This is a genomic window from Actinomadura sp. HBU206391, assembly GCF_014323665.1.
Taxonomy (GTDB): domain Bacteria; phylum Actinomycetota; class Actinomycetes; order Streptosporangiales; family Streptosporangiaceae; genus Actinomadura_C.
In genome coordinates, this window is the sequence record NZ_JABVEB010000114.1 from 1 (window position 1) to 19,535 (window position 19,535).

Here is a 19,535-nt window from a genome sequence, read left to right on the forward strand (position 1 = left end):
AGGCCGCGGTCTCGACTGCGTCGAGCCCCTTTCCCTGGACGTCACCGATGAGCAGCCGGACCCCATGGGGTGTGGTGACGACTTCATAGAGATCACCGCCGATCTGTGCCTCCGCAGCCGCCGACGTGTAGGACAACGCGATACGAAGATCGCCGGCCCGTCGGGGAACCGGGCGCAGGAGGACGCGTTGTGCGGTCTCAGCGACCAAACGCACATTGGCCAATTCCCGCTCGCGCTGGATACGCAGACGGCTGGCGAGCACGCTCGCTGCGGTGACGCCGATGATGGTGACGATCGTGAGGTTGTTCTGCCTGGTGAACAAGAGCTCGTTGTAGCTGGCTAGCGGCAAGCAGATGGCCAGGGCCAAAAGACCCACAAAAGCTGTTCTGCGCACACTCCCGAACACCGACGCGAAGCTCGGCCCCAGGGTCAGCAGCGGCAGGAACCCCAGACTCGGCCCCGCGAGAAGGTCCACGAGGCCCACCGCAGCCATAGCCGTGTACGGCAGCGCTTTGAGTACATACTGCGCCTCCTGGCGCGCGTGCGAAGCCGACGAGTGCACAACACACCTCCCGCAGTTCAACCGAATCTATCGACAGTGGTACGCCAGCGCATGTCTCAGACAACCACGTACACCGCATCAGTGCTGGCAGGACGCCAACTGTTCCACCTTCGGCGATCAACCGATGATGAGGGGACGAGCGCGGCCACAGCGGACCAAGATCACCAAGATGAGGTACCTCGATCTACGCGATCACCGCCGTCCAGCGACCACGCAGTGAAGAGACCACCGGTCGAGCCGAACCCGTGCTCGCCACCGCCGTATCCCGCACCCGCCGGCTGAGCAGCCACCTGGCCGTCTCAATCCTCGGCGGCACCGGGCTCCTGCTCCTCAGCGCCCTGGGCCTCGGCACCAGCGCACCCCCAACTACCCTCCGCAGAAATGCGCCCGCTGCCCCTTGAACGCCGGCCGAGGGGCACCGAGCATCCGCGCGCTCCATGATCTGTAGGAGCATGCTGCCCCATAGGGCTCCTCCGCCTTCTCGCGCGGTCGGCCCTCAACGGTGCCAGCGCCCGAAGAAAGGACCGTATGGTCCGGACTGCTTGCCGCGAGAGGCTGAATCAGTCGTATGAGGCGACCCGTGTGACCGTCCGCCGTATCAACGCGGCATGCACACTGGTTCGGCGATCCAGGACCGTCATTCGGTCAGGTACGTCTTCACGTGGTCGAGAGCCATGTCCAAGGCGATCTCCATCGGCCCGTTCAGAGCGGAGTGCGGTTCAGCCAGGTCGTCCAGACCTCTTGAGCGCCGAGTATCTGCACGCCGGCGTCGGCGGCCGAGCGTCGGCGAAGCAGTGCCAGCAGCAGGTCCACCGCGCGCCCGCGGACCGCTGTGGTCGCCTTGCCGTGCCCGTGCCCCCATGAGATGCCGTCTTGGTCGGCTTGGATCATCCATTCGCCCGGCGAGTCGAGGTCGTCGGTGGCGTGCAGGTGCAGGGTGACCCCGGAATCGAGCGGGGCTGAGTGCCCGTTCCGCCGTTCGGCGGCGAGCCTGTCGAGCCATTCCGTGATGCCGTCCGCAGCCAGCGGGGCCGCCAGTTCGTACCGCATTCCCAGAGCCAGTGCGGCGTCCGCCCTGTGCACCGTCGCCTCGTGCAGCCGCCGCCGCACCCACCAGGCCGCCGGCCGCGGACCGAGGAACGTCCAGACCAGAGTGTCCGCGCCGACGTCCGCCACCGCGTCGACGAGGGTCCGAGCGCCGCCGTGTAGCCATTCGATGGCGCCGTCAGGATCGCTCGGTGGCTTGCCGTCGCGCACCGTGCGCGGGTCGAGGTAGTCCTCGACCCGGTCACGGACGATCTGAGCCGCCCAGCGGTGACCCCTCCCGACGTGCCGGAACAGCTGCTGAATCGTCCACCCTGGACAGGTCGGCACCGGCGTGGACGGGTCAGCGTCGCGGATGAGCTCTCCGAAGATCTCGTTCTGTCCGAGCAGGGCTACGACGTAATCCATAACGAGATCATCTCTTTGGCGGTCGATCTACTCAAGCCAGGCGGTGGACGTGAGGGAAGTCACGTGCGCGATCGCCCGCTCCGAAGGTGGAGGACCACCACGGCCGTGGTGGCGGCGAGCGAGATCGCGCCGAGCACGATGAGCAGGTTGCGCCCGTAGTCCAAGGGCAGCAATGAAGGGTTGTCGGCTCTCCGGCCGATTCCGGCGACTGCGGGCAGGGCCACGAGGCAGAGCAGGGCCGCCGTCGTCAGCGCGATGCGAAGGGGAGACCGGTAGGGCTTGCGCAGCCTCCCGGTGGCCGCGCCGGCCAGCAGGACCAGCGGCACGAGGAACGCGTCGTGCACCACGATGAGCCCGCCGACCCACAGGGCCCAGCCGAGCGGGTCCGTCCGATCGGCATCGACGAGCAGGCCGCAGGTCCCCACGAGGATCAGTCCGCCACCAGCGCCGTAGGCCAGGGATCGCCGCACCACGCCCGCGGAGACGTTGATCGGGCTGTTCACGACACGATCACCCTTGTCACCCATTTGGTCTGCAGCACCCCCGGCCGGTTGGGCGCGATCAGCCGGAGGGGATAACCATGGTCTGGGGCGAGCGGCGAGCCGTTGATCTGGAGGGCCAGCACGGTGAGCGGGTCCCTCCAGTGCGGCCACCGCACCTCGCTGGTCCTGTACCCGCCGCCCATCTGCAGCGACTCGACCGTGAGAACGGCATCGGAGGCGGCCCCCGCCCGGGACATGAGGTCGCGCAGGCGTATCCCCGTCCAGTCGGCCACGACGCTCCAGCCCTCTACACAGGAGATCGGCAGTCGCACGGTGTGCTGCGGCAGCCGCTGGAGGTCGGTGTAGGTCAGGGACAAGTCCGTGTGCACCGCGCCCGTCACGGTGAGCCGGTAGCCCGGATCGCGCAGGGTCGCGGTCAGTCCCGCCGCGGCCGCCGTCTTGTTCACCGGGACGCCCTGCGGACCGATGTGCGGGTTGCGCGGCGCCAGCACCGCCAGGCGGGAGAGCGGGGCGTAGGTCTCTCCGACCGTGAGGAGGGCGGTGAGCCCGGACGCGGTGACCACCGTGCCGAGGAAGCGCCGCCGCGCCGCGGCGGCGGCCGGCGGTTCGGCCTCCTCGCGCATCCATATCCGCCCGCGGATCTTCGCCCACTCGTTGACGACATGGATGATCAGGGCGCCGTAGAGGAGGTACGAGGTCCAGTAATGCGCCGCGGGGAAGGAGAACGGCCACAGGTAGGCGTAGGAGATGTTCAGCAGGCCGGTGACGAGCTGGAACAGCGAAGCGCCGACGAGGACGAGCACGAGCGCGCGTTCGACGGCGTGCGATGGCGACCGGAAGAGCGGCCGCTGCCACAGTTTGGGGTAGACGGTCCACAGCTTGGCCAGGAGCAGCGGAATCGTGGCGAGTCCACCGATGACGTGCAGTCCCTGCGTGATCCTGTAGAGGTTGACCGGCCGGGACGGCCACAGCAGCCAGGCGGGCGGGTGCTGCATGAAGTGGCTGATCAGCCCGGTGGCGAAGGCGAGCGTGAAGCTGATCCCGAGCCACAGGCCGAGCTGGGCGGCCACCCGCTCCGAATGCAGGCGGCTGCTGAAGCGCCCCGTGACGCTTCGCAGGAACTCGGCGCCCGCCGCGACGCGCCTGGTCATGACAGAGCGGCGAACCATCGTCCCGCTTCGTTCCAGTGATAGACGGCGGGAAACCCGCATCGCCGGGCGAGCGTACCGACGTCGTCGGCGGAGACCGTCGCCCACGCGAACCAGCCCGCCACGTGTTCGTTCCGGCGCAGCCTTACCCGCTCCACCCTGCTCGTTGAACCGGGCGGGCCCAGCTCGGCGATGACCACACCGCCGGCGCGCACCAGCTCGCGGAGCCGGCGCAGCAGGGCGACCGGGTCGCCACCGATGCCGATGTTCCCGTCGGCCAGCAATGCCTCGGACCATTCGCCGGTGCGGGGCAAGGGGTCGAAGACGCTTCTGCACAGGGCGAGGCCACCGGCCTGCCGCGTCAGCCGTACCGCCAGTGGCGTGACGTCGATGCCCAGGACGGGCACGCCCCTGCGGGCGAGGGCCACGGTCAGCCGCCCAGGACCCGAACCGACGTCGAGTGTCGGGCCGTCGCATCGGGCCAGCAGGGATTCGTCGCCCTCGATCGGACGGAGCCAGCGATCGGCGGCGAGGGGCGTCACCCGGCCGTCGGCATACTCGACGTCCACTGTTCCTCCTTTCAGAGAGTCCTCGTAGAACGCACCGATCACGCGGCTTCCCCGCGCTCGCCCGGCACTGTCGCCGAAGACGGCCGCGCAAGGGCGTGAAGGCCATTCGGCCCCTTTACGACTCCGAAGTTCGAGCCGCGGCGAGCGGTGCGCGAATCTCTCGGAACATCGTTCATGTCGACTGGAGGAATGAGAATCACACTGGCACGCTACTGGCGGTCGCCGATCGCCGACCCTTACAGATCTGTGACATGACATTCGAGCCGGGCAGATCGATCCAGAGGGAAGCAGCACCGGCCTGCGCCTTCGGTCGTCCGCAAGGCGCGAGCGCAGACATCGGGACCCGACCGCCGGCCAATTGTCGAAATGGCAAGGTGCGGCGTGGATCCGAGCGCAATGAGCGTCATACGTGGCGTCGTCCGAGGTATGGAGGTGAATTCGTTCTCGGGCAACTGCCGGACGCCGGATCCGGGCGGCACCACCCGGGCCGCGCCGCGCGCATTCGCGCGTGCGCGCGGTGCTCGGACGATCTCGAGAGCCACCGGCCGCCGTGCGCGACCCGGCGAACCGGAAATCCTTACGGTCGGCGAACGGCAGCACTCCGCCCGGCCATGATGGCCCCGGCACGGCCTACTCTCGGCCGGGTGAAGATACTGCTGACCGGTGCGGCCGGGTTCATCGGTGGTCACGTCGCCGAGGTCCTTGCCGACGCGGGGCACGAGGTGACGGGGCTTGACCTGCTGACCGGGGACGACGTGCGTGACGCGGCCGGACTGGACCGGCTGCTACCTGGGGTGGAGGCCGTGGTCCACCAGGCGGCCAAGGTCGGGCTCGGCCTCAACATCTCGGACATGCCCGACTACGTCTCCGTCAACGCTTACGGCACCGCCGTACTGCTGGCGGCGATGGCGCGGCACGATGTCGGACGGCTGGTACTGGCCTCCTCAATGGTCGTCTACGGCGAGGGCGGCTACGACTGCCCCGAGCACGGCCGGGTACGGCCCGGAGCGCGCACCACCGCCGACCTGGATCGGGGCGTGTTCGATCCCCGTTGCCCCCGGTGCGAACGTCCGGTGGCGCCCGCCACGATCGGTGAGGATGCTCCGCCCGACCCGCGCAACGCCTATGCCACCACCAAGCTCGCCCAAGAGAACTTGGCCGCGAACTGGGCGCGGGAGACGGGTGGAACGGCGGTCGCACTGCGCTACCACAACGTGTACGGGCCGAGGATGCCCAGGGACACGCCGTACTCCGGAGTGGCGGCGATATTCCGATCCGCGCTGGAGTCCGGTCGCGCACCCAGGGTCTTCGAGGACGGCGGGCAACGGCGCGACTTCGTGCACGTCCGCGATGTCGCCCGAGCGAACGTGGCAGCCCTGACCGGCGGCGCGCCCGCGACCGTGAAGGCGTACAACGTCGCCAGCGGTGAACCGCACACGGTCGGCGAGATGGCCGCGGCGCTGGCGGCGGAGCGGGGCGGCCCTCAAGCTGTCGTCACCGGCGAGTACCGGCTCGGCGACGTACGGCACATCGTGGCCTGCCCCGACCGGGCCACCGCCGAACTCGGGTTCCGGGCGGTGATCGGCTTCGCCGAGGGGATGAAGGAGTTCGCCGGCGCACCGCTGCGCTGACCGAGGTCACCAGGGCGAGGCGACCAGACCCTGCAGCAACAGGCCCGTGACCACCTGCGCCGCGAGCATGCGGCGGCCGGGGGCGAACGCCGCGGTGACGCCGATCCACAGGGCAAAGGGGACCCAGATCCGCTCTACCTCGCCCCTGGTCACACCGCTGACGTCCAAGGCGAGCACCGCCACCAGGGCCGCCGCGGCCACCGCGGCGTCACCGCGCCCGAACGCCCGTTCGCGCGCCGCCCGCACCAGCCCCACGGCGGTGGCCGGTCCGGTGATCAGGCAGAGTACGGCCAGGTTGGCGATCAGGAAGTACAAGTAGGGCCGGGTGGATCCCGCTCCTGCCGCCCACTCGGCATGGGTCGCCGCCACCCCGGCGGGCCAGGAGAAGCCCCCCGCGACGAACGCCGCCGTCACCGCGACGATGCCGGCCACCGCCCCGAGGACCGCCGCGCGCGGCAGCCGGACCAGCACGGCGACGACCACGGGGATCAGCAGGAAGGAAACCAGGCCGTAACTGAGGTACGGCAGCGCGCCCAGCAGGACTCCGGCCGCGACAGCGGACCAGACCGTGGACGCTCGACCGCGGCCGAGGACCAAGAGCGCGACGCCCCATGCCGCGACACCTGCGAAGAACGCGTCCATGGTGGTGGCGATCCAGACCGAGGCAGGGGTGAGAGCGAGGTAGGGCAGTGCCCGCCGGGCGGCGTCCTCACCCGCCAGGCGTCGCACGGTAAGGCCGATCGCCACTGTGGCCGAGCAACCAGTGAGGACCACCGCGACCGCCGCCCATAGCGGCCCGGGCAGCCCCATCTCAGCGAGCGCCCACACCACCAGCACCGGCAGCGGCGGATGCCCGCGTACATGTGTCGGATACTCCGGCAGCCGTTCGGTAAAGGTCGCCAGCCAGCTCAGCGGGTGCTGACCCACCGTGGGCAGCACCGCCAAGTACTCCTCCCGGTGGGTGAACGGCGCCGCCAGCCCATCGGCCGAAACCGCCAGAAGCACGGTCCAGACGACCGCGAAACCGTAGGCGACGAGCGACGCCCGCCCGAACCCGGACCGCGCGACCAGCCCCGGAAGCACCCACACCGCGACGATCCCGAAGATCACGGCCGGCAAGAGATGCAAAAGCATTGCACTAGGCACCCGGAAATGGCCGTGTAGCGGCGGCAGATGGTCGATGGTGAGCACGCCGAGCCCGTGCAGCACAGCTCCCAGCCCGAAACATCCGGCGATCAGCAGCCCCCAGGCGAGGAGCGTGACCTGCTCCCACCGGTCGGCCTTCCCGATCGCCGCGATACTCATCCGGCCGGACCCCCGGCTCCCGCCAACCCGTAGATCCGATCTTCCAATCACCCTCCGAACGATAGGCCTGAACTGGCGATTCTCCTGAGCGGCGTCATCACTTCGTAAGGGTTCCTCGACGTCCGCCGTCTTAGCATCGGGCACATGAAGATCGACGTGGTGCTGCCCTGCCTGGACGAGGAGGCCGCTCTTCCCTGGGTGCTCGGGCGCATGCCGGACGGCTACCGGCCCATCGTGGTGGACAACGGGTCGACCGACGACTCGGTGAATATCGCCACTCGGCTCGGGGCACGGGTGGTCGTCGAACCGCACCGTGGATTCGGCGCCGCCTGCCACGCCGGACTGCTGGCCGCGACCTCCGACATCGTCGCCTTCATGGACGCCGACGCCTCACTCGACCCGCTGCGCCTGCCCGAAATAGCCGCGCCGGTCCTGTCGGGCGACAGCGATCTGGTGCTCGCCCGCCGCGTACCGCAAGCCGGAGCATGGCCGCTGCACGCCAAGCTCGGCAACGCCGTACTCGCCCGGCGGCTACGCCGGCGCACCGGTGCCCAGTTGCACGACCTGGGCCCGATGCGCGCCTGCCGGCGTGCATCCCTCATCGGCCTGGACCTACAGGACCGAAGGTTCGGCTACCCCTTGGAGATGGTCTTGCGGGCCGCGGCGGCCGGTTGGCGGATCACCGAGGTCGACGTGGACTACCTGCACCGGACCGGCCGATCAAAGGTCACGGGGACCATGCGCGGGACGCTGCGGGCCGTCAGTGACATGCGCCGGGTGATGGCCGAGATCCGGGAACCCGCATGACCCAGATCCTGGTCATCGCCAAGGAGCCGAGGCCCGGCCGGGTCAAGACCCGGTTGTGCCCGCCGTTCACCCCCGGCCAATGCGCACAGCTGGCGGCCGCCGCCCTGCAGGACACACTGCGCGCCGTCACCGCCACCCCTGTACGTCACCGGGTCCTCGTCCTGGACGGGCATCTCGGCGACTGGCCCCTCGACGGGTTCACGGTGATCCCGCAACGCGGGGGCGGACTGGACCAACGGCTGGCAGCGGCCTTCACCGACGCGCACCGGCTTCACCCGGTGCCGACCGTGCTCATCGGCATGGACACCCCCCAAGTAGCCCCTGCCCTCCTCTGGACCGCCCTCACCGCGCTGAGCGACCACGACGCGGTCTTCGGCCCGGCCGCCGACGGCGGCTTCTGGCTGCTCGGGCTGCGCCGCCCCGAGCCAGATCTGCTGCTCGGCGTACCCATGTCGACGGCCCATACCGGAGCCGCGCAACTGCACCGACTGTCCGAGGCGGGACTGACCGTGGCGACCTTGCCGCGACTCACCGACGTCGACACCGCCGCCGACGCATACCAGGTCGCGGCCGAAGCACCAGGCTCCCTGTTCGCCACAGCGCTCCGGGCCATGCGGGTGAAGGCCCGACAAGGGACATAGCGGATCCAGTCCGCTGATCTTTGACTGAGGTTGGCGAACTCCAGCAGGTCATCTTCATGCCCGTCGGCCAGCCTGGCCGACCACGCCGGTCCCCCGGGTCAGCGGGCGTCGAAGGCCGTCCTGGAGTCCAGGATGCCGACGGCGTTGTCCTCCGCCCATCCGGCCAGTGTGCGGACGACCTCGAGCAGGCTGAACCCGCGCGGGGTCAGCGCGTAGTCGACTCGCAGGGGTTTGGTGTCGTGGACGGTACGCGTCACCAGGCCGTCCCGCTCCAGCCCCTGCAGTGTCGCGCTGAGCATGCGTTGGGTGATGGGCTCGCTCATCCGGCGCAGCTCGTTGAACCGTCGGGTGGTGTCGCCCAGCTGGCAGATGACCACCACCGACCACTTGTCACCGATCCGTTCGAGCACGTCGCGGATCAGGGCGCGGCGGCCGTCCTCGCACAGGTCGGCGTCGTCCACCTCCGTGAGCGGATGTGCCATGGTCCGCAGTATACGAGAGGTACCCGGTTTCGCTCTGGAGCGGTTCTCCCGGTGATACCTGGTCATCGCGAAGTGCCCTCTTGTCGCATCCGCCGCATCGATGGAATGGTACGGATAACAGACCTGGTATACATCGAGAACCATCTGGGAGCTGCGACTTTGCGAGCGGTCGGTTTGTATGAGTTCGGGAGTCCCGACGTGCTGCGCGTTGTCGACCTGCCGGAACCGCATGCCAGGCCCGGTGAGGTCCGGGTGCGGGTGCGCGCGGCCGCGGTGAATCCGGCGGACACGCTGCTGCGTTCCGGCGTGCACGCGCGGGCGCTCGCCGGCGTGCCGGTCCCGTACATACCCGGAATGGACATCGCCGGCGTGATCGACGAGATCGGCCCGGGGACGGAGACCGAGCTGTCCCTGGGTGAGCCGGTGATGGCGATAGTGATGCCGCTCGGCCCGGCCGGAGGTGGCTACGCTGAGTACGTGGTGCTGCCGGCCGGCTGGGTCGTCCACGCACCGGCAGGCACCGATCACGTGGCCGCGGCGACGTTGCCGATGAACGGGCTCACCGCGCAGTTGACGCTTGATCGTCTAGCGCTCGCCCCTGGCTCGGTCCTCGCTGTGATCGGGGCCGCCGGGACCCTCGGCGGCTATTTGGTCCAGTTGGGCAGGCACGCGGGGCTTACCGTGGTCGCCGATGCCGCGCCCGCCGACGAGGCCCTGGTCCGCCTGTCCGGCGCGGCCGACGTCGTGGCCAGGGGATCCGATGTCGCCGAACGTATCCGGGCCCGGTATCCGGATGGCGTGGACGCCCTCGCCGACGTGGCGCTGGTCGGGCCGCGCCTGCTCGACGCCGTACGTGACGGTGGCACGTACGCCCGGTTCCGCAGTGGCGGTGAACCCGGCGGCCACGAGCTCGACGACAGCGGCGGGATCACGGTGCGGACGACGTTCGTCCCCGGCTACGCGGGGCGGACCGACAAGCTGCACCAGATCCGCCGGCTCGCCGAGTCGGGCGTGCTCATCCCGCGCGTCGCGACGGCCCTCCCCGCCGCCGAGGCGGCCGACGCGCACCGGCGGCTCGAGGCCGGCGGTCTGCGCGGCCGGCTCGTGCTCACCTTCTGACATCACCAACCCTCACTGAGAACAGCCCTCGTTGACGAAGGAGTAGTCGTGTCCGCACGTTTCGCAGAGAAAGTCATCCTGATCACCGGCGCCACCTCCGGCATGGGCCGTGCCGCCGCCGAGCGGATCGCGGCCGAGGGCGCGAAGGTCGTCCTGGCCGCACGCGGCAAGGAGGCCGGCGACGCGATGGTGGCCGGTATCCGCGCCGCCGGAGGCGAGGCCACCTTCGTACCCGCCGATGTGACGGTGGAGGCCGAGGCAGCGGGACTGGTCCGGCAGGCGGTCGAGCAGTACGGCCGGCTCGACGGCGCGTTCAACAACGTCGGCGCCGCCACCGCGATCGGCCCGGTGACCGAGATCGACGGCGATGCCTGGCACGCCGACCTGGCGCTCAACCTCAGCAGTGTCTTCTTCGGCCTGAAGCATCAGATCCCCGCGCTGCGGACGAGCGGCGGCGGCGCGATCGTGAACAACGCCTCCGTCCTCGGCGTCACCGGGCAAGCGGGCATGGCCTCCTACAGCGCCGCAAAGCACGGCGTGATCGGGCTCACCCGCTCGGCGGCACTCGACACGGCCGCAACCGGCATACGGATCAACGCCTTGATCACCGGCGGCGTCGACACCCCGCTGACGCGGGCCAACCTGGGCCCGACACCGGAGGAGTCCCTGCGCGCGGCCGCAGCGATGCACCCGCTCGGGCGGATCGCCCAGCCGGACGAGATCGCGGCGTTCGTGGCGTTCCTGCTGAGCGACGAAGCCAGGTTCACCACCGGAGCCGCGCTCGCGATCGACGGCGGGATGACCGCCGGCTGACGACCGATCCCGCCGTGGCGGGGCGCCGGCTGCTGCAAAGGCGCGGAAGAAGAGCACCGAGCCGAATCAGCCGGTACCGCGCCCCATCGACGGTCTCGGCCGTCGGATTCACCGTATGTTTCCCCGCCCACGGACGACCCCCTGAACCGCCACGAGGTGGGCGCCGATCAGGGGGTCATGGTGCCGTCAGGAGCGCTTCATCACTTTGCGCACGGCATCGCGGGTACGGTCCATCATCGCCGCGTACGGCCCGATGAGCAGATTCGCACCGGTGGACTCAACTCCGGGGTGCGGATGGGTCGGCGCCAGCGCCTCGGCGGCCTTCACCGCCGTTGCCATGACGCGCAGTTGCTGTTCACTGGCGTGTTCCCGGATCGCCGGGAACTCCTCACGTTCCTCGTTCTCGGCGTGATCGAGGACGGCCTGCCGCAGGTCCTGTAGTCGCTTGGGGAACTCCGGCGAGTCCGCGCCCATGTGCTCGAGCTCGCTGAGCATCCGCTTCGACAGGTTCTCTTCGGCGAGCCGCCGATCGATGATCAGGTCGCCGTCCTCGGCCATGCGCCGGGCGTTGGGGTGGACGATCTCCTCTTCAGCGGTCTCGTGCACCGCCAGCAGCCGTCTCAGCCTCCCGAACGCCTCAGCACGCGCCTCGCCCTTGGACCGCTTGACTTCTGTGAAGAGCTCGCGGATCTCGTTGTGCTGATGGATCAGCAGATCCACCACATCCATGTCATCCGCCGGCTCGGATCGCTTGTTCACTCTGATCCTCCTTTGCATGGTTCGGCCCGATCGATTCGGTCGATTCGGTCGACCAGTACGGCCGGTGCTGTCTCCCCTCCCCACCCCACAGCGGTGAAACACCCCGGCCGTCATCAGCTCGAACGAATGACGCCACACCGGGTGTCAGGTGAGGCGGCGGGCGTTTGCGCTGGTGCCGCGCGGGAAGAGGGTGCCGGTACCCGACCGCGGCGGAGACCTCGGGCATGAGCCGATGGGCGTCGGCGAAGAGGTGGGTCAGAGCGTCACGCACAGAGGTCGGCAGGACTAAGAACCACCGATCGGGGCACGTGCCAACAGTGACCACCACAGCCCTCATCGTCATCGACTTGTGAAACCCAGCAGAGACCGACCCGAGAGAAGAGGCGTGGTGGTGCGAGCGGCGATATGGCCGGGCGACGGGCGAACGATGGGGGTCGAGGAGGAGTTCCTCCTGGTCGATCCGGTGTCGCGACGTACCGTCGCGAAGGCCGCCGAGGTGCTGGAGCAGGCCCGCGTCACCTCCGATGGGGCGGCGTTGCATCAGGAGTTGCTCGCCACGCAGGTCGAGGCCGCGACCGGGGTCTGCACGGATCTGGCGGAGTTGCGCCGTCAGGTGGTGGCGGGCCGGCTGGGCCTCGCGGACGCCGCCGGCCGGGAGGGCGCGCGGCTTGTGTCGTCGGGTCACTCCGTACTGTCGGAGCCACCGGTTCCGCTCACCGCGGGCGAGCGGTTCGCCATGATCGCGGAGGCGTACGCGGGGATGGTGACCACTTATGAGGCGTGCGGCTGTCACGTGCACGTCGGGGTGGCCGACCGCGACACCGCGGTGGCGGTGGTCAACCACCTGCGGCCCTGGCTGCCGACCCTGCTGGCCCTGTCGGCCAATTCACCGTTCGAGCGGGGGTCCGACACCGGTTACGCGAGCTGGCGGATGCTCGAACAGGCCCGATTCCCTGGATCAGGAATACCGCCGTGGTTCGCCTCGGCCGCCGCCCACGACGGGCAACTGGAGAGACTGGTCGAGTGCGGCGTCCTCATGGACACCGCGATGACGTTCTGGCTGGCCCGGCCGTCGCCGCGGCTGCCGACCGTCGAGGTGCGAGCGGCGGACGCGGCCGCGACGGTCGATGAAGCGATCTTGCAGGCGGCCCTGGTGCGCGGCCTGGTGGGCAGGGCGCTGTCCGAGCTGGCGGCAGGCCGGGAGGCCCCGGTACTGGACGATCAGGTGTGCGCCACCGCGGTGTGGTCGGCGGCCCGGTACGGACTGAACGGGCCGGGCGTGGATCCGGCGAGCTGGCACCGGCTTCCGGCGACGCGGGCGCTGTGGCGGCTGGTGGAGTGGGTAGGTCCTGCGTTGGAGGAGACCGCGGATCTCAAGACCGTACGAGCACTGGTGAACCGGATCGTCCGGCAGGGCACAGGGGCCGAGCGGCAACGCCAGGCGGCGGCGAGCGGACCGGAGGGGGTGGTCGACATGCTGATCGACCAGACCGTCGCGGTGGGCGATCAGGTTCTTCCGGAGGAAATACCAGGCATGGGGCAGCTCTGACGGGGTATTGGGGGCAACCATGGATTTTCGCCCAGATCTCATGAGCACGCCGGTCGCGGCGCCGCCACGACTGCCCCTGCCGCGCGGGCCGATCTCCGAAGCGGTGGTGACCGCGCTGGCGAAGGTACCTCCGCCGAGGGTGCTGCTCCGCGACGTCTCGGCGGATCCGTTCGGAGAGGATCTCCAGCTCGCGCTCTACATCTGTTACGAGCTGCACTACCGGGGCTTCGCCGAGGTGGACCCGGCGTGGGAGTGGGAACCCCAACTGCTGAGGCTGCGCGGTGCGCTCGAACAGGGTTTCCTCGCGGGGCTGCGCGCCGAGGTGCCCGGCGGCGCCGACGTCGAGTCCGTACTGGATGAACTGCTGGTGGAACGCGTGGACGCCGACGGGGTCTCGCACCATCTGCGGGACGCGGGCGAGTGGTGGCAGATGCGCGAGTACATGGCCCATCGCTCGATCTACCACCTGAAAGAGGCCGACCCGCACGCCTGGGTCATCCCGCGGCTCCAGGGTCAGGCCAAGGCGTCCCTGGTAGCGGTGGAGTTCGACGAGTTCGGCGGTGGCCGAGCGGCTCGGATGCATTCGCGGCTCTTCGCCGATCTACTGGAGGGGGCCGGTCTGGAATCTTCGTACGGTTTCTATCTCGACGCGGTGCCCGCCGAGATGCTCGCCACCGTGAACCTCATGTCGCTGTGCGGCCTGCACCGAGCGCTCCGTGGCGCCATGGTCGGGCATTTCGCGGCGGCCGAGATCACCACCGCCCCCAGCGCCGCGCGCATGGCCCGGGCGCTCGAACGGCTCGAGGCCGATCCGCGGTGCACGCTGTTCTTCACCGAGCACGTGGAGGCCGATGCCGTTCACGAGCAGGTCCTGCGCCACGACGTGATCGGCGACCTGCTCGCCCGAGAGCCCGACCTGGCCACCGACGTGGTGTTCGGTGTACAGACCACTGAACTGCTGGAGGACCGGCTGGGCCGTCATCTGCTGGCGTGCTGGCGCTCCGGCCGGACGTCGCTCCTGCATCCACTCTCCTGACCGCGCCGGACCCTCACACGGCAGCCGCTCGATCCCCTAGACCGAATCGCATATCGGAGGAGGACCCATGGCCGAGCATTCAGTGACGTTCATCGGCAACGCCACAGCGATCATCCGTTATGGCTCCTTCAACCGCGGCGACCGCCGCCGGGTGGTGGTGGCACCGGACGGTCCGATCATGGTCCAGGGCCCCGTAGAGATCGAGATGCCCGACGGCACGACAGTGGTGTCGGATCGCTTTCTGGTGGCGCTGTGCACCTGCCGGCGCAGCCACCGCTATCCGCTGTGCGACACCAGTCATCGCTGCAAGATCCGTGGGGATCGTGACGGCTGACCTGACCGGCCCTGCGAGTACGGCTCCATCGTCGCCGTCGCCCTCGTCATCTCACGCGCGGTCAACTAATGGGGCGGGGGCCTGCGGCTCTTCGCGACGTACGGCCCGCTGTAGATCAGCACGCCGCGTCACCGGCCGTCCTGTGTGCCAGCGGTGTCGGCGGCCTCGTCTTCGCGGGTGTCGTGCTCGGCGCCTTTGCGGTGCTGGGCGTCGAACCGCGCAGGCCTGACGATCAAGGATTTCGCGGCGGGCGGCACCTCATCCGCAGGTGCCTGCGCGGCTTTACGATCGAGCCCCGCTCTCGTCAGTTCGTACATGCGCCGACATGATATTCATCGCTTTTCTGATCAGATCGCGCGTTCGATCGACGATCGCCACCATCGGTCCGAGGGCGATATTCTTTTTGGCACTTTCGGTTCCAGGGTGTGGATGGGTGGGTGCGACGGCCTGGGCAGCACGTACGGCAGCCGCCAAGACATTGTTTTGAGCGTCGCTGAGCTGGTCCCGCAGGCGCTCGAACTCATACCGTTCTTCGAATCGAGCGTGCGTGAGCACCGCGATACGTAGTTTATCCAGCTTCTCCATGAAATTCGGATCCGCGGTGTCCATATCTTCCAGTTCAGCGAGCAACTCCTTGGCATAAAGCCTCCAACGAGCAGTATTCCGCTCAACGGTTCTCTCATTCAGCCGTACATCGGCTCTACCCGCTGAAGACACGGCGCTAACGGAAAGTGATCGACGTGAATGAAGTCAGCCTTCGGACGGGGATTCCCGCATCGCCTCTTTGATGAGGTCTCGGAGGCGGTCGGCCAGTGCCAGTGCCGGTCCCAGGAGAAGGTTCTCGATCGCACCCTCCACGCCCGGGTGGGGATGGGTGGGCGCGATCGCTTCGGCCGCCCGCAGCGCCACCGCGAGACCCTTGCGTTCGGCATCGCCGAGATCCTCGTGCAGCCGGCCGAACTCCAGGCGTTCCTCCGCACGCGCATGGGTCAGCACGTCGACGCGGAGATGGTTCAGCAGCGGGACGAACCGCGGATCGTCCGTCGGCATGCGGTCGAGTTCGGAGAGCAGCGCCTTGGACATCTCCTCCTCGTGCAGCCGGTCCAGCACGACGCCGTCGCCGCCCGCCAGGCTGCGCCTCGACATCGGGTGCACGATCTGCTCCTCGGCGGTCTCGTGTACGGCCAGCAGCCGGACGAGCCGATCGAAGGCCTCCCTCCGCTCGGTGCCGGTAGAGGTGGTGACGAGCAGGAAGAGATCCCTGATCTGTGCGTGCTGTCGCAGCAGCAGGTCTATGACGTCATCGGTGGCCGACATCTCGGTGGATCGGGCATTCATGGTTCCCCCCGTGACGGTGTGTCATGCCGGCTTCCTACCCGAGGACCCCTGCCGACTCCGATGGCCAGGTGAACGTGCGGCAAAGAGTCCACCCGCCGCCACCATGTCGAGGCTCGATGATCACCTCACCTGGGTACGGCGTGATCGCGCATACTTCTGATGAAAGGCGTGTCGATCGTGTCCTTCAATCCGCTGGAGCAGCACGGGATCCCGCTCGAACGACAGATACGCGACTGGCAGGAGCTCAACGTCTCGCCGGTGGACCCGGATATGGAGGATCCCTACACCAAATGCCGGATCATCGCGTTGAACGGCATTGAGGTGGAGTCGATCTTTTTCGGCCACCAGTTCCACCGCAATACCCCGGACATCGAGCTCAAACAGCGCTTAGCCGAGATCCGCTACATCGAGCACCAGCAGCAGAAGGTGGTGAACTGGCTGCTGCCGGGTCAGGCATCGGTGCTCGAGACCACCATCTCCTACGAACAGGTCGCGGTCGATTTGACCGCCTGGCTGGCGCGGATGGAGCCCGATCCGTACCTCAAGCAGGCGTACGAGTTCGGTGTCCTCGAGGACTTCGACCACCTCTACCGGTACGCCAACCTGTACGAAATGATCGAGCACCGGCAGGCGGAGAAACTCGTCGACCAACTCACCGAGGTCATGCCGGGCCGGCCCACGATGATGCACCACCGGCATCCGGTCGACAACGTCCGTGAACCCTACGATCGGAGCACCGTCGACCCGCGCTCCCGGCTGCACGCGCTGACCATCACCGCAGCCGAACAGCAGACCATGAACTTCTACATGAACGTCGGGCCGCAGTACATGACACCGATCGCCCGACAGCTCTACCAAGAGATCGGCCTGGTGGAGGAGGAGCACGTCACCCACTACGGGTCGCTGCTCGACCCCGGCGAGACCTGGCTGGAACGACTCGTCCTGCACGAGTACAACGAGTGCTACCTCTACTACTCCTTCATGCAGACCGAGAGCAACCCGCGGATCAAGCAGATCTGGGAACTGCACCTCAACATGGAGCTGGAGCATCTGCGGATCGCCTGCGACCTGATGCGCACCCAGGAGGGCCGGGATCCGGAAAGCTTCCTTCCGGCAGAGCTGCCCGAACCGGTGACCTTCGAGCCCAACAAGCCATACCTACGTGAGCTACTGGCCACCCAGATCGACATCACCACTCTGGGCACCGGCTACGTCCGGGAGGCGCACGAGCGGTTCCAGCGGATGCAGGAGATGGTGAACGGTAAGGAGAAGCCACCGAGCGAGCACGTCATCGACGACCACCGAGCCCGGTTCGGCAGGGACTACCGCATGGAGACCGACGGGCCGCACCCCGTGCCCGCCCTGCGTGAGCCCGGTGAGGAGCAGGCCTGAACGAACGCCGAGGCTCAACGCGCAGCGGTTCGGGGGCATCGGACCTTGTGTTGATGTTGAGGCCCTTGGGCGTGTATGCACCTCAGGGCGATACGGAGCTGCTGGCGAGGGAGCTGCGCCGGGCGGCCGTGGCTCCGGGGGCGAGAGTGCTGGATCTCTGCTCCGGGACTGGGGCGCTCGCCGTGGCGGCCGCCCTGGCCGGGGCGAGGGATGTCACGGCCGTCGACATCTCCCTACGGGCCGTGCTCGCCACCTGGGTGAACGCGCGCGTACGCGGAATCCGGGTCAGGCCGTTGCGTGGTGACCTCTTCTCCCCCGTCGCCGGTGAGACCTTCGACGTCATCCTCGCCAATCCCCCTTACGTGCCGAGCGAGAGCGACCGGCTGCCCCGGCACGGCCCGGCGCGCGCGTGGGACGCGGGCACCCGTGGCCGGGCGGTGTTGGATCGCATCTGCGCGTCGGCGCCGACCATGCTGGCCTCCGGTGGCACGCTGCTGATGGTCCAATCGGCCCTGTGCGATGTGAGGACCACTCTCGGAGCACTGCAGTCCGTGGGTATGACGGCGTCAGTGGTGGCTCGGCGCGCAGAGCCCTTCGGGCCGGTCATGCTGGCCAGAGCGGCGCTGCTCGAAGAACGCGGATTGGCCCGGCCCGGACACCGATACCAGGAGCTGGTGGTGGTGCGCGCCGACCGGCCACGACGCGGGAGCGTGCATATGACGCGCTGACAGCCTGAGGACGTGGACGAGTCATGGCGCCGCACAGGCGGCCCGCCATCGCCTCAGCCCTCCGCCGCCCGACGCAATGCGAGCGCCGCTGGTGCCACGCTCGCGGTGAACGTGATCACTGCGCACGCAGTGATCACGATGAGGAGCACCAACCACGGCACCTGGATCGGCACCGAGTCTGACGAGCCGTTCAGCGCGGCCCGCACCATGATCAGGGTGGCCCCGGTGACCAGAGCGCCGATCGCCGCGCCGACCGCGCTGACAATGGTCGCTTGGTGGGCGACGAGCCGCAGGATCTGTCGGCGGGTCGCGCCGGCCAGCCGCAGGGTCTCACCGAGCGCTGCGCCGTACCGGTCGACGTGGCGGTCCGCCTGACCGACCGGCCGCCGGAGCCGGTGGAGGCCGCGGCCTGGTTCGTCATCGCCGAAGCGCTCACCAACGTCGTCAAGCACAGCCGCGCCACCCAGACCTGGGTGACCGTCGAACGTAGCCGCGACGACCTGGTGATCGAGGTACGGGACAACGGGGTCGGCGGCGCCGACGCGGCCCGGGGTACCGGCCTGGTCGGACTGGCCGACCGGGTCTCGGTGCTAGGCGGCAGGATCATGCTGACCAGCCCGCCGGGCGGGCCGACCGCACTGAGGGTGGAGCTGCCATGCGGATCGTGATCGCCGAAGACTCCGCACTGCTGCGCGAAGGTCTCAGCCAGATCCTGACTCGGTTCGGCCACAACGTGCGCGCCGCCGGCGACGGCGCCGGTCTGCTCGCCACGGTCGCCGAACAGGTCCCCGACGTGGTGGTGACCGACGTCCGGATGCCACCCGGCTTCCGCGATGAGGGCCTGCGCGCCGCGTTGGAGCTACGCCGCCGCCACGCCGGCCTGCCGGTACTGGTGCTGTCCCAATACGTCGAGCAGACCTACGCCACCGAGCTGGTCGAAACCGGCGCCGGCGTGGGCTACCTCCTCAAGAACCGGGTAGGCGACGTGACCGAGTTCGTCGACGCGCTCGAGCGGGTCGCGGGTGGCGGCACGATCATCGACCCCGACGTGATCCGTCAGCTGCTGAGCCGGCGCCGGGCGCAGGCACCGCTCGAGCGGCTGACCGCACGCGAGCGGGAAGTCCTCGCACTGATGGCAGAAGGCCGGTCGAACGCGGCCGTGGCCCGGCGGCTGGACATTTCACAAGCGGCCGTGGCCAAACACATCAACAACATCTTCACGAAGCTGAGCCTGCCGCCGACCGCTGATGACCACCGCCGGGTACTCGCCGTGCTCGCCTATCTGCGAGCATGACCGGACTTCCACGCTTGTCGTTCACCCGGGGCGTGTGGTCGGAGTTGTTCGGACGTGCTTTGCATTTTCGGTG

Annotated in this window: 23 protein-coding genes and 1 pseudogene; 12 read left to right on the forward strand and 12 right to left on the reverse strand. The window is 68.8% G+C overall.

What is annotated here, in order from left to right; all coding sequences use genetic code 11:
* From HKK72_RS25395 to HKK72_RS25415, 5 genes and pseudogenes are all read right to left on the reverse strand, one after another.
* Window positions 1-475: pseudogene (locus HKK72_RS25395) on the reverse strand (hypothetical protein); the annotation flags it as partial.
* Between the two features lie 789 nt (window positions 476-1,264).
* Window positions 1,265-2,014: a maleylpyruvate isomerase family mycothiol-dependent enzyme gene (locus HKK72_RS25400; RefSeq protein ID WP_187236939.1), complete on the reverse strand. Its 750-nt coding sequence runs from the start codon at window positions 2,012-2,014 to the stop codon at window positions 1,265-1,267.
* 59 nt (window positions 2,015-2,073) lie between these two features.
* A complete protein-coding gene (locus HKK72_RS25405; RefSeq protein WP_187236940.1) occupies window positions 2,074-2,517 on the reverse strand; it encodes a hypothetical protein in 444 nt (147 codons plus the stop codon).
* Window positions 2,514-3,668, reverse strand: a complete 1,155-nt coding sequence (locus tag HKK72_RS25410) for a molybdopterin-dependent oxidoreductase (RefSeq protein ID WP_187236941.1) — start codon at window positions 3,666-3,668, stop codon at window positions 2,514-2,516. The genes HKK72_RS25405 and HKK72_RS25410 overlap by 4 nt, the downstream gene beginning before the upstream one ends.
* On the reverse strand, window positions 3,665-4,234 hold the full coding sequence (locus HKK72_RS25415; RefSeq protein WP_187236942.1) for a class I SAM-dependent methyltransferase: 570 nt from the start codon (window positions 4,232-4,234) through the stop codon (window positions 3,665-3,667). Before HKK72_RS25415 ends, HKK72_RS25410 begins: the two co-directional genes overlap by 4 nt.
* 644 nt (window positions 4,235-4,878) lie before the next feature.
* Here HKK72_RS25415 and HKK72_RS25420 point away from each other — a divergent pair.
* A complete protein-coding gene (locus tag HKK72_RS25420) occupies window positions 4,879-5,865 on the forward strand; it encodes an NAD-dependent epimerase/dehydratase family protein (RefSeq protein WP_187236943.1) in 987 nt (328 codons plus the stop codon).
* Between the two features lie 6 nt (window positions 5,866-5,871).
* On the opposite strand, the gene HKK72_RS25425 is transcribed toward HKK72_RS25420, so the two are convergent.
* Window positions 5,872-7,170 (reverse strand): hypothetical protein, encoded by a 1,299-nt coding sequence (locus tag HKK72_RS25425; RefSeq protein ID WP_187236944.1) that lies wholly within the window; start codon window positions 7,168-7,170, stop codon window positions 5,872-5,874.
* 144 nt (window positions 7,171-7,314) lie between these two features.
* On the opposite strand from HKK72_RS25425, the gene HKK72_RS25430 reads away from it, so the two are divergent.
* Window positions 7,315-7,977: a glycosyltransferase family 2 protein gene (locus tag HKK72_RS25430; protein WP_187236945.1), complete on the forward strand. Its 663-nt coding sequence runs from the start codon at window positions 7,315-7,317 to the stop codon at window positions 7,975-7,977.
* Window positions 7,974-8,618, forward strand: coding sequence for a TIGR04282 family arsenosugar biosynthesis glycosyltransferase (locus HKK72_RS25435; RefSeq protein ID WP_187236946.1), 645 nt, complete (start codon window positions 7,974-7,976; stop codon window positions 8,616-8,618). Before HKK72_RS25430 ends, HKK72_RS25435 begins: the two co-directional genes overlap by 4 nt.
* Before the next feature lie 98 nt (window positions 8,619-8,716).
* Here HKK72_RS25435 and HKK72_RS25440 read toward each other — a convergent pair whose 3' ends face one another.
* Window positions 8,717-9,100 carry a winged helix-turn-helix transcriptional regulator gene (locus HKK72_RS25440; RefSeq protein WP_187236947.1) on the reverse strand — a complete coding sequence of 128 codons (384 nt, stop codon included), beginning with the start codon at window positions 9,098-9,100 and terminating at the stop codon, window positions 8,717-8,719.
* A 198-nt stretch (window positions 9,101-9,298) separates the two neighbouring features.
* On the opposite strand from HKK72_RS25440, the gene HKK72_RS25445 reads away from it, so the two are divergent.
* Entirely contained in the window at window positions 9,299-10,219 is a 921-nt protein-coding gene (locus HKK72_RS25445) for an alcohol dehydrogenase catalytic domain-containing protein (RefSeq protein WP_315987440.1), read from the forward strand.
* A 48-nt stretch (window positions 10,220-10,267) separates the two neighbouring features.
* Window positions 10,268-11,032 (forward strand): SDR family NAD(P)-dependent oxidoreductase, encoded by a 765-nt coding sequence (locus HKK72_RS25450; RefSeq protein ID WP_187236949.1) that lies wholly within the window; start codon window positions 10,268-10,270, stop codon window positions 11,030-11,032.
* A gap of 186 nt (window positions 11,033-11,218) precedes the next feature.
* Here the strand turns inward: HKK72_RS25450 and HKK72_RS25455 are convergent, their stop codons facing one another.
* Window positions 11,219-11,791 carry a hemerythrin domain-containing protein gene (locus HKK72_RS25455; protein WP_315987441.1) on the reverse strand — a complete coding sequence of 191 codons (573 nt, stop codon included), beginning with the start codon at window positions 11,789-11,791 and terminating at the stop codon, window positions 11,219-11,221.
* Window positions 11,792-12,182: 391 nt separating this feature from the next.
* Between HKK72_RS25455 and HKK72_RS25460 the strand changes: the two genes are divergently transcribed.
* From HKK72_RS25460 to HKK72_RS42855, 3 genes are all read left to right on the forward strand, one after another.
* Window positions 12,183-13,340: a glutamate--cysteine ligase gene (locus HKK72_RS25460; protein WP_315987442.1), complete on the forward strand. Its 1,158-nt coding sequence runs from the start codon at window positions 12,183-12,185 to the stop codon at window positions 13,338-13,340.
* A gap of 40 nt (window positions 13,341-13,380) precedes the next feature.
* Window positions 13,381-14,376, forward strand: coding sequence for an iron-containing redox enzyme family protein (locus HKK72_RS25465; RefSeq protein ID WP_187236951.1), 996 nt, complete (start codon window positions 13,381-13,383; stop codon window positions 14,374-14,376).
* 67 nt (window positions 14,377-14,443) lie between these two features.
* A complete protein-coding gene (locus HKK72_RS42855) occupies window positions 14,444-14,710 on the forward strand; it encodes a CDGSH iron-sulfur domain-containing protein (protein WP_187236952.1) in 267 nt (88 codons plus the stop codon).
* A gap of 128 nt (window positions 14,711-14,838) precedes the next feature.
* Here the strand turns inward: HKK72_RS42855 and HKK72_RS25475 are convergent, their stop codons facing one another.
* From HKK72_RS25475 to HKK72_RS25485, 3 genes are all read right to left on the reverse strand, one after another.
* Window positions 14,839-15,027 carry a hypothetical protein gene (locus HKK72_RS25475; RefSeq protein ID WP_187236953.1) on the reverse strand — a complete coding sequence of 63 codons (189 nt, stop codon included), beginning with the start codon at window positions 15,025-15,027 and terminating at the stop codon, window positions 14,839-14,841.
* Window positions 14,993-15,340 (reverse strand): hypothetical protein, encoded by a 348-nt coding sequence (locus tag HKK72_RS25480; RefSeq protein ID WP_187236954.1) that lies wholly within the window; start codon window positions 15,338-15,340, stop codon window positions 14,993-14,995. The genes HKK72_RS25475 and HKK72_RS25480 overlap by 35 nt, the downstream gene beginning before the upstream one ends.
* Window positions 15,341-15,460: 120 nt before the next feature.
* Complete coding sequence (locus HKK72_RS25485; protein WP_261987175.1) at window positions 15,461-16,048, reverse strand: hemerythrin domain-containing protein; 588 nt, start codon at window positions 16,046-16,048, stop codon at window positions 15,461-15,463.
* Between the two features lie 168 nt (window positions 16,049-16,216).
* Between HKK72_RS25485 and HKK72_RS25490 the strand changes: the two genes are divergently transcribed.
* Together HKK72_RS25490 and HKK72_RS25495 are read left to right on the forward strand one after the other, a co-directional pair.
* Window positions 16,217-17,440, forward strand: coding sequence for a hypothetical protein (locus HKK72_RS25490; RefSeq protein ID WP_315987443.1), 1,224 nt, complete (start codon window positions 16,217-16,219; stop codon window positions 17,438-17,440).
* Window positions 17,441-17,511: 71 nt separating this feature from the next.
* The gene (locus tag HKK72_RS25495) at window positions 17,512-18,168 is read left to right on the forward strand and encodes a HemK2/MTQ2 family protein methyltransferase (RefSeq protein ID WP_315987444.1); all 657 of its coding nucleotides are present in this window, start codon (window positions 17,512-17,514) and stop codon (window positions 18,166-18,168) included.
* 53 nt (window positions 18,169-18,221) lie between these two features.
* Here HKK72_RS25495 and HKK72_RS41345 read toward each other — a convergent pair whose 3' ends face one another.
* Entirely contained in the window at window positions 18,222-18,494 is a 273-nt protein-coding gene (locus tag HKK72_RS41345; RefSeq protein ID WP_315987445.1) for an FtsX-like permease family protein, read from the reverse strand.
* Between HKK72_RS41345 and HKK72_RS41350 the strand changes: the two genes are divergently transcribed.
* A complete protein-coding gene (locus HKK72_RS41350) occupies window positions 18,444-18,836 on the forward strand; it encodes a sensor histidine kinase (RefSeq protein WP_410050339.1) in 393 nt (130 codons plus the stop codon). The genes HKK72_RS41345 and HKK72_RS41350 overlap by 51 nt on opposite strands.
* Complete coding sequence (locus tag HKK72_RS25510; RefSeq protein WP_187236958.1) at window positions 18,824-19,462, forward strand: response regulator transcription factor; 639 nt, start codon at window positions 18,824-18,826, stop codon at window positions 19,460-19,462. The genes HKK72_RS41350 and HKK72_RS25510 overlap by 13 nt, the downstream gene beginning before the upstream one ends.
* Window positions 19,463-19,535 lie beyond the last annotated feature (73 nt).

Coding starts and splice junctions, on each gene's coding strand:
- HKK72_RS25400 (WP_187236939.1), bottom strand. CDS start 2,014: ATGGATTACGTCGTAGCCCTGCTCGGACAGAACGAGATCTTCGGAGAG.
- HKK72_RS25410 (WP_187236941.1), bottom strand. CDS start 3,668: ATGACCAGGCGCGTCGCGGCGGGCGCCGAGTTCCTGCGAAGCGTCACG.
- HKK72_RS25425 (WP_187236944.1), bottom strand. CDS start 7,170: ATGAGTATCGCGGCGATCGGGAAGGCCGACCGGTGGGAGCAGGTCACG.
- HKK72_RS25430 (WP_187236945.1), top strand. CDS start 7,315: ATGAAGATCGACGTGGTGCTGCCCTGCCTGGACGAGGAGGCCGCTCTT.
- HKK72_RS25435 (WP_187236946.1), top strand. CDS start 7,974: ATGACCCAGATCCTGGTCATCGCCAAGGAGCCGAGGCCCGGCCGGGTC.
- HKK72_RS25440 (WP_187236947.1), bottom strand. CDS start 9,100: ATGGCACATCCGCTCACGGAGGTGGACGACGCCGACCTGTGCGAGGAC.
- HKK72_RS25465 (WP_187236951.1), top strand. CDS start 13,381: ATGAGCACGCCGGTCGCGGCGCCGCCACGACTGCCCCTGCCGCGCGGG.
- HKK72_RS42855 (WP_187236952.1), top strand. CDS start 14,444: ATGGCCGAGCATTCAGTGACGTTCATCGGCAACGCCACAGCGATCATC.
- HKK72_RS25475 (WP_187236953.1), bottom strand. CDS start 15,027: ATGTACGAACTGACGAGAGCGGGGCTCGATCGTAAAGCCGCGCAGGCA.
- HKK72_RS25485 (WP_261987175.1), bottom strand. CDS start 16,048: ATGAATGCCCGATCCACCGAGATGTCGGCCACCGATGACGTCATAGAC.
- HKK72_RS25510 (WP_187236958.1), top strand. CDS start 18,824: ATGCGGATCGTGATCGCCGAAGACTCCGCACTGCTGCGCGAAGGTCTC.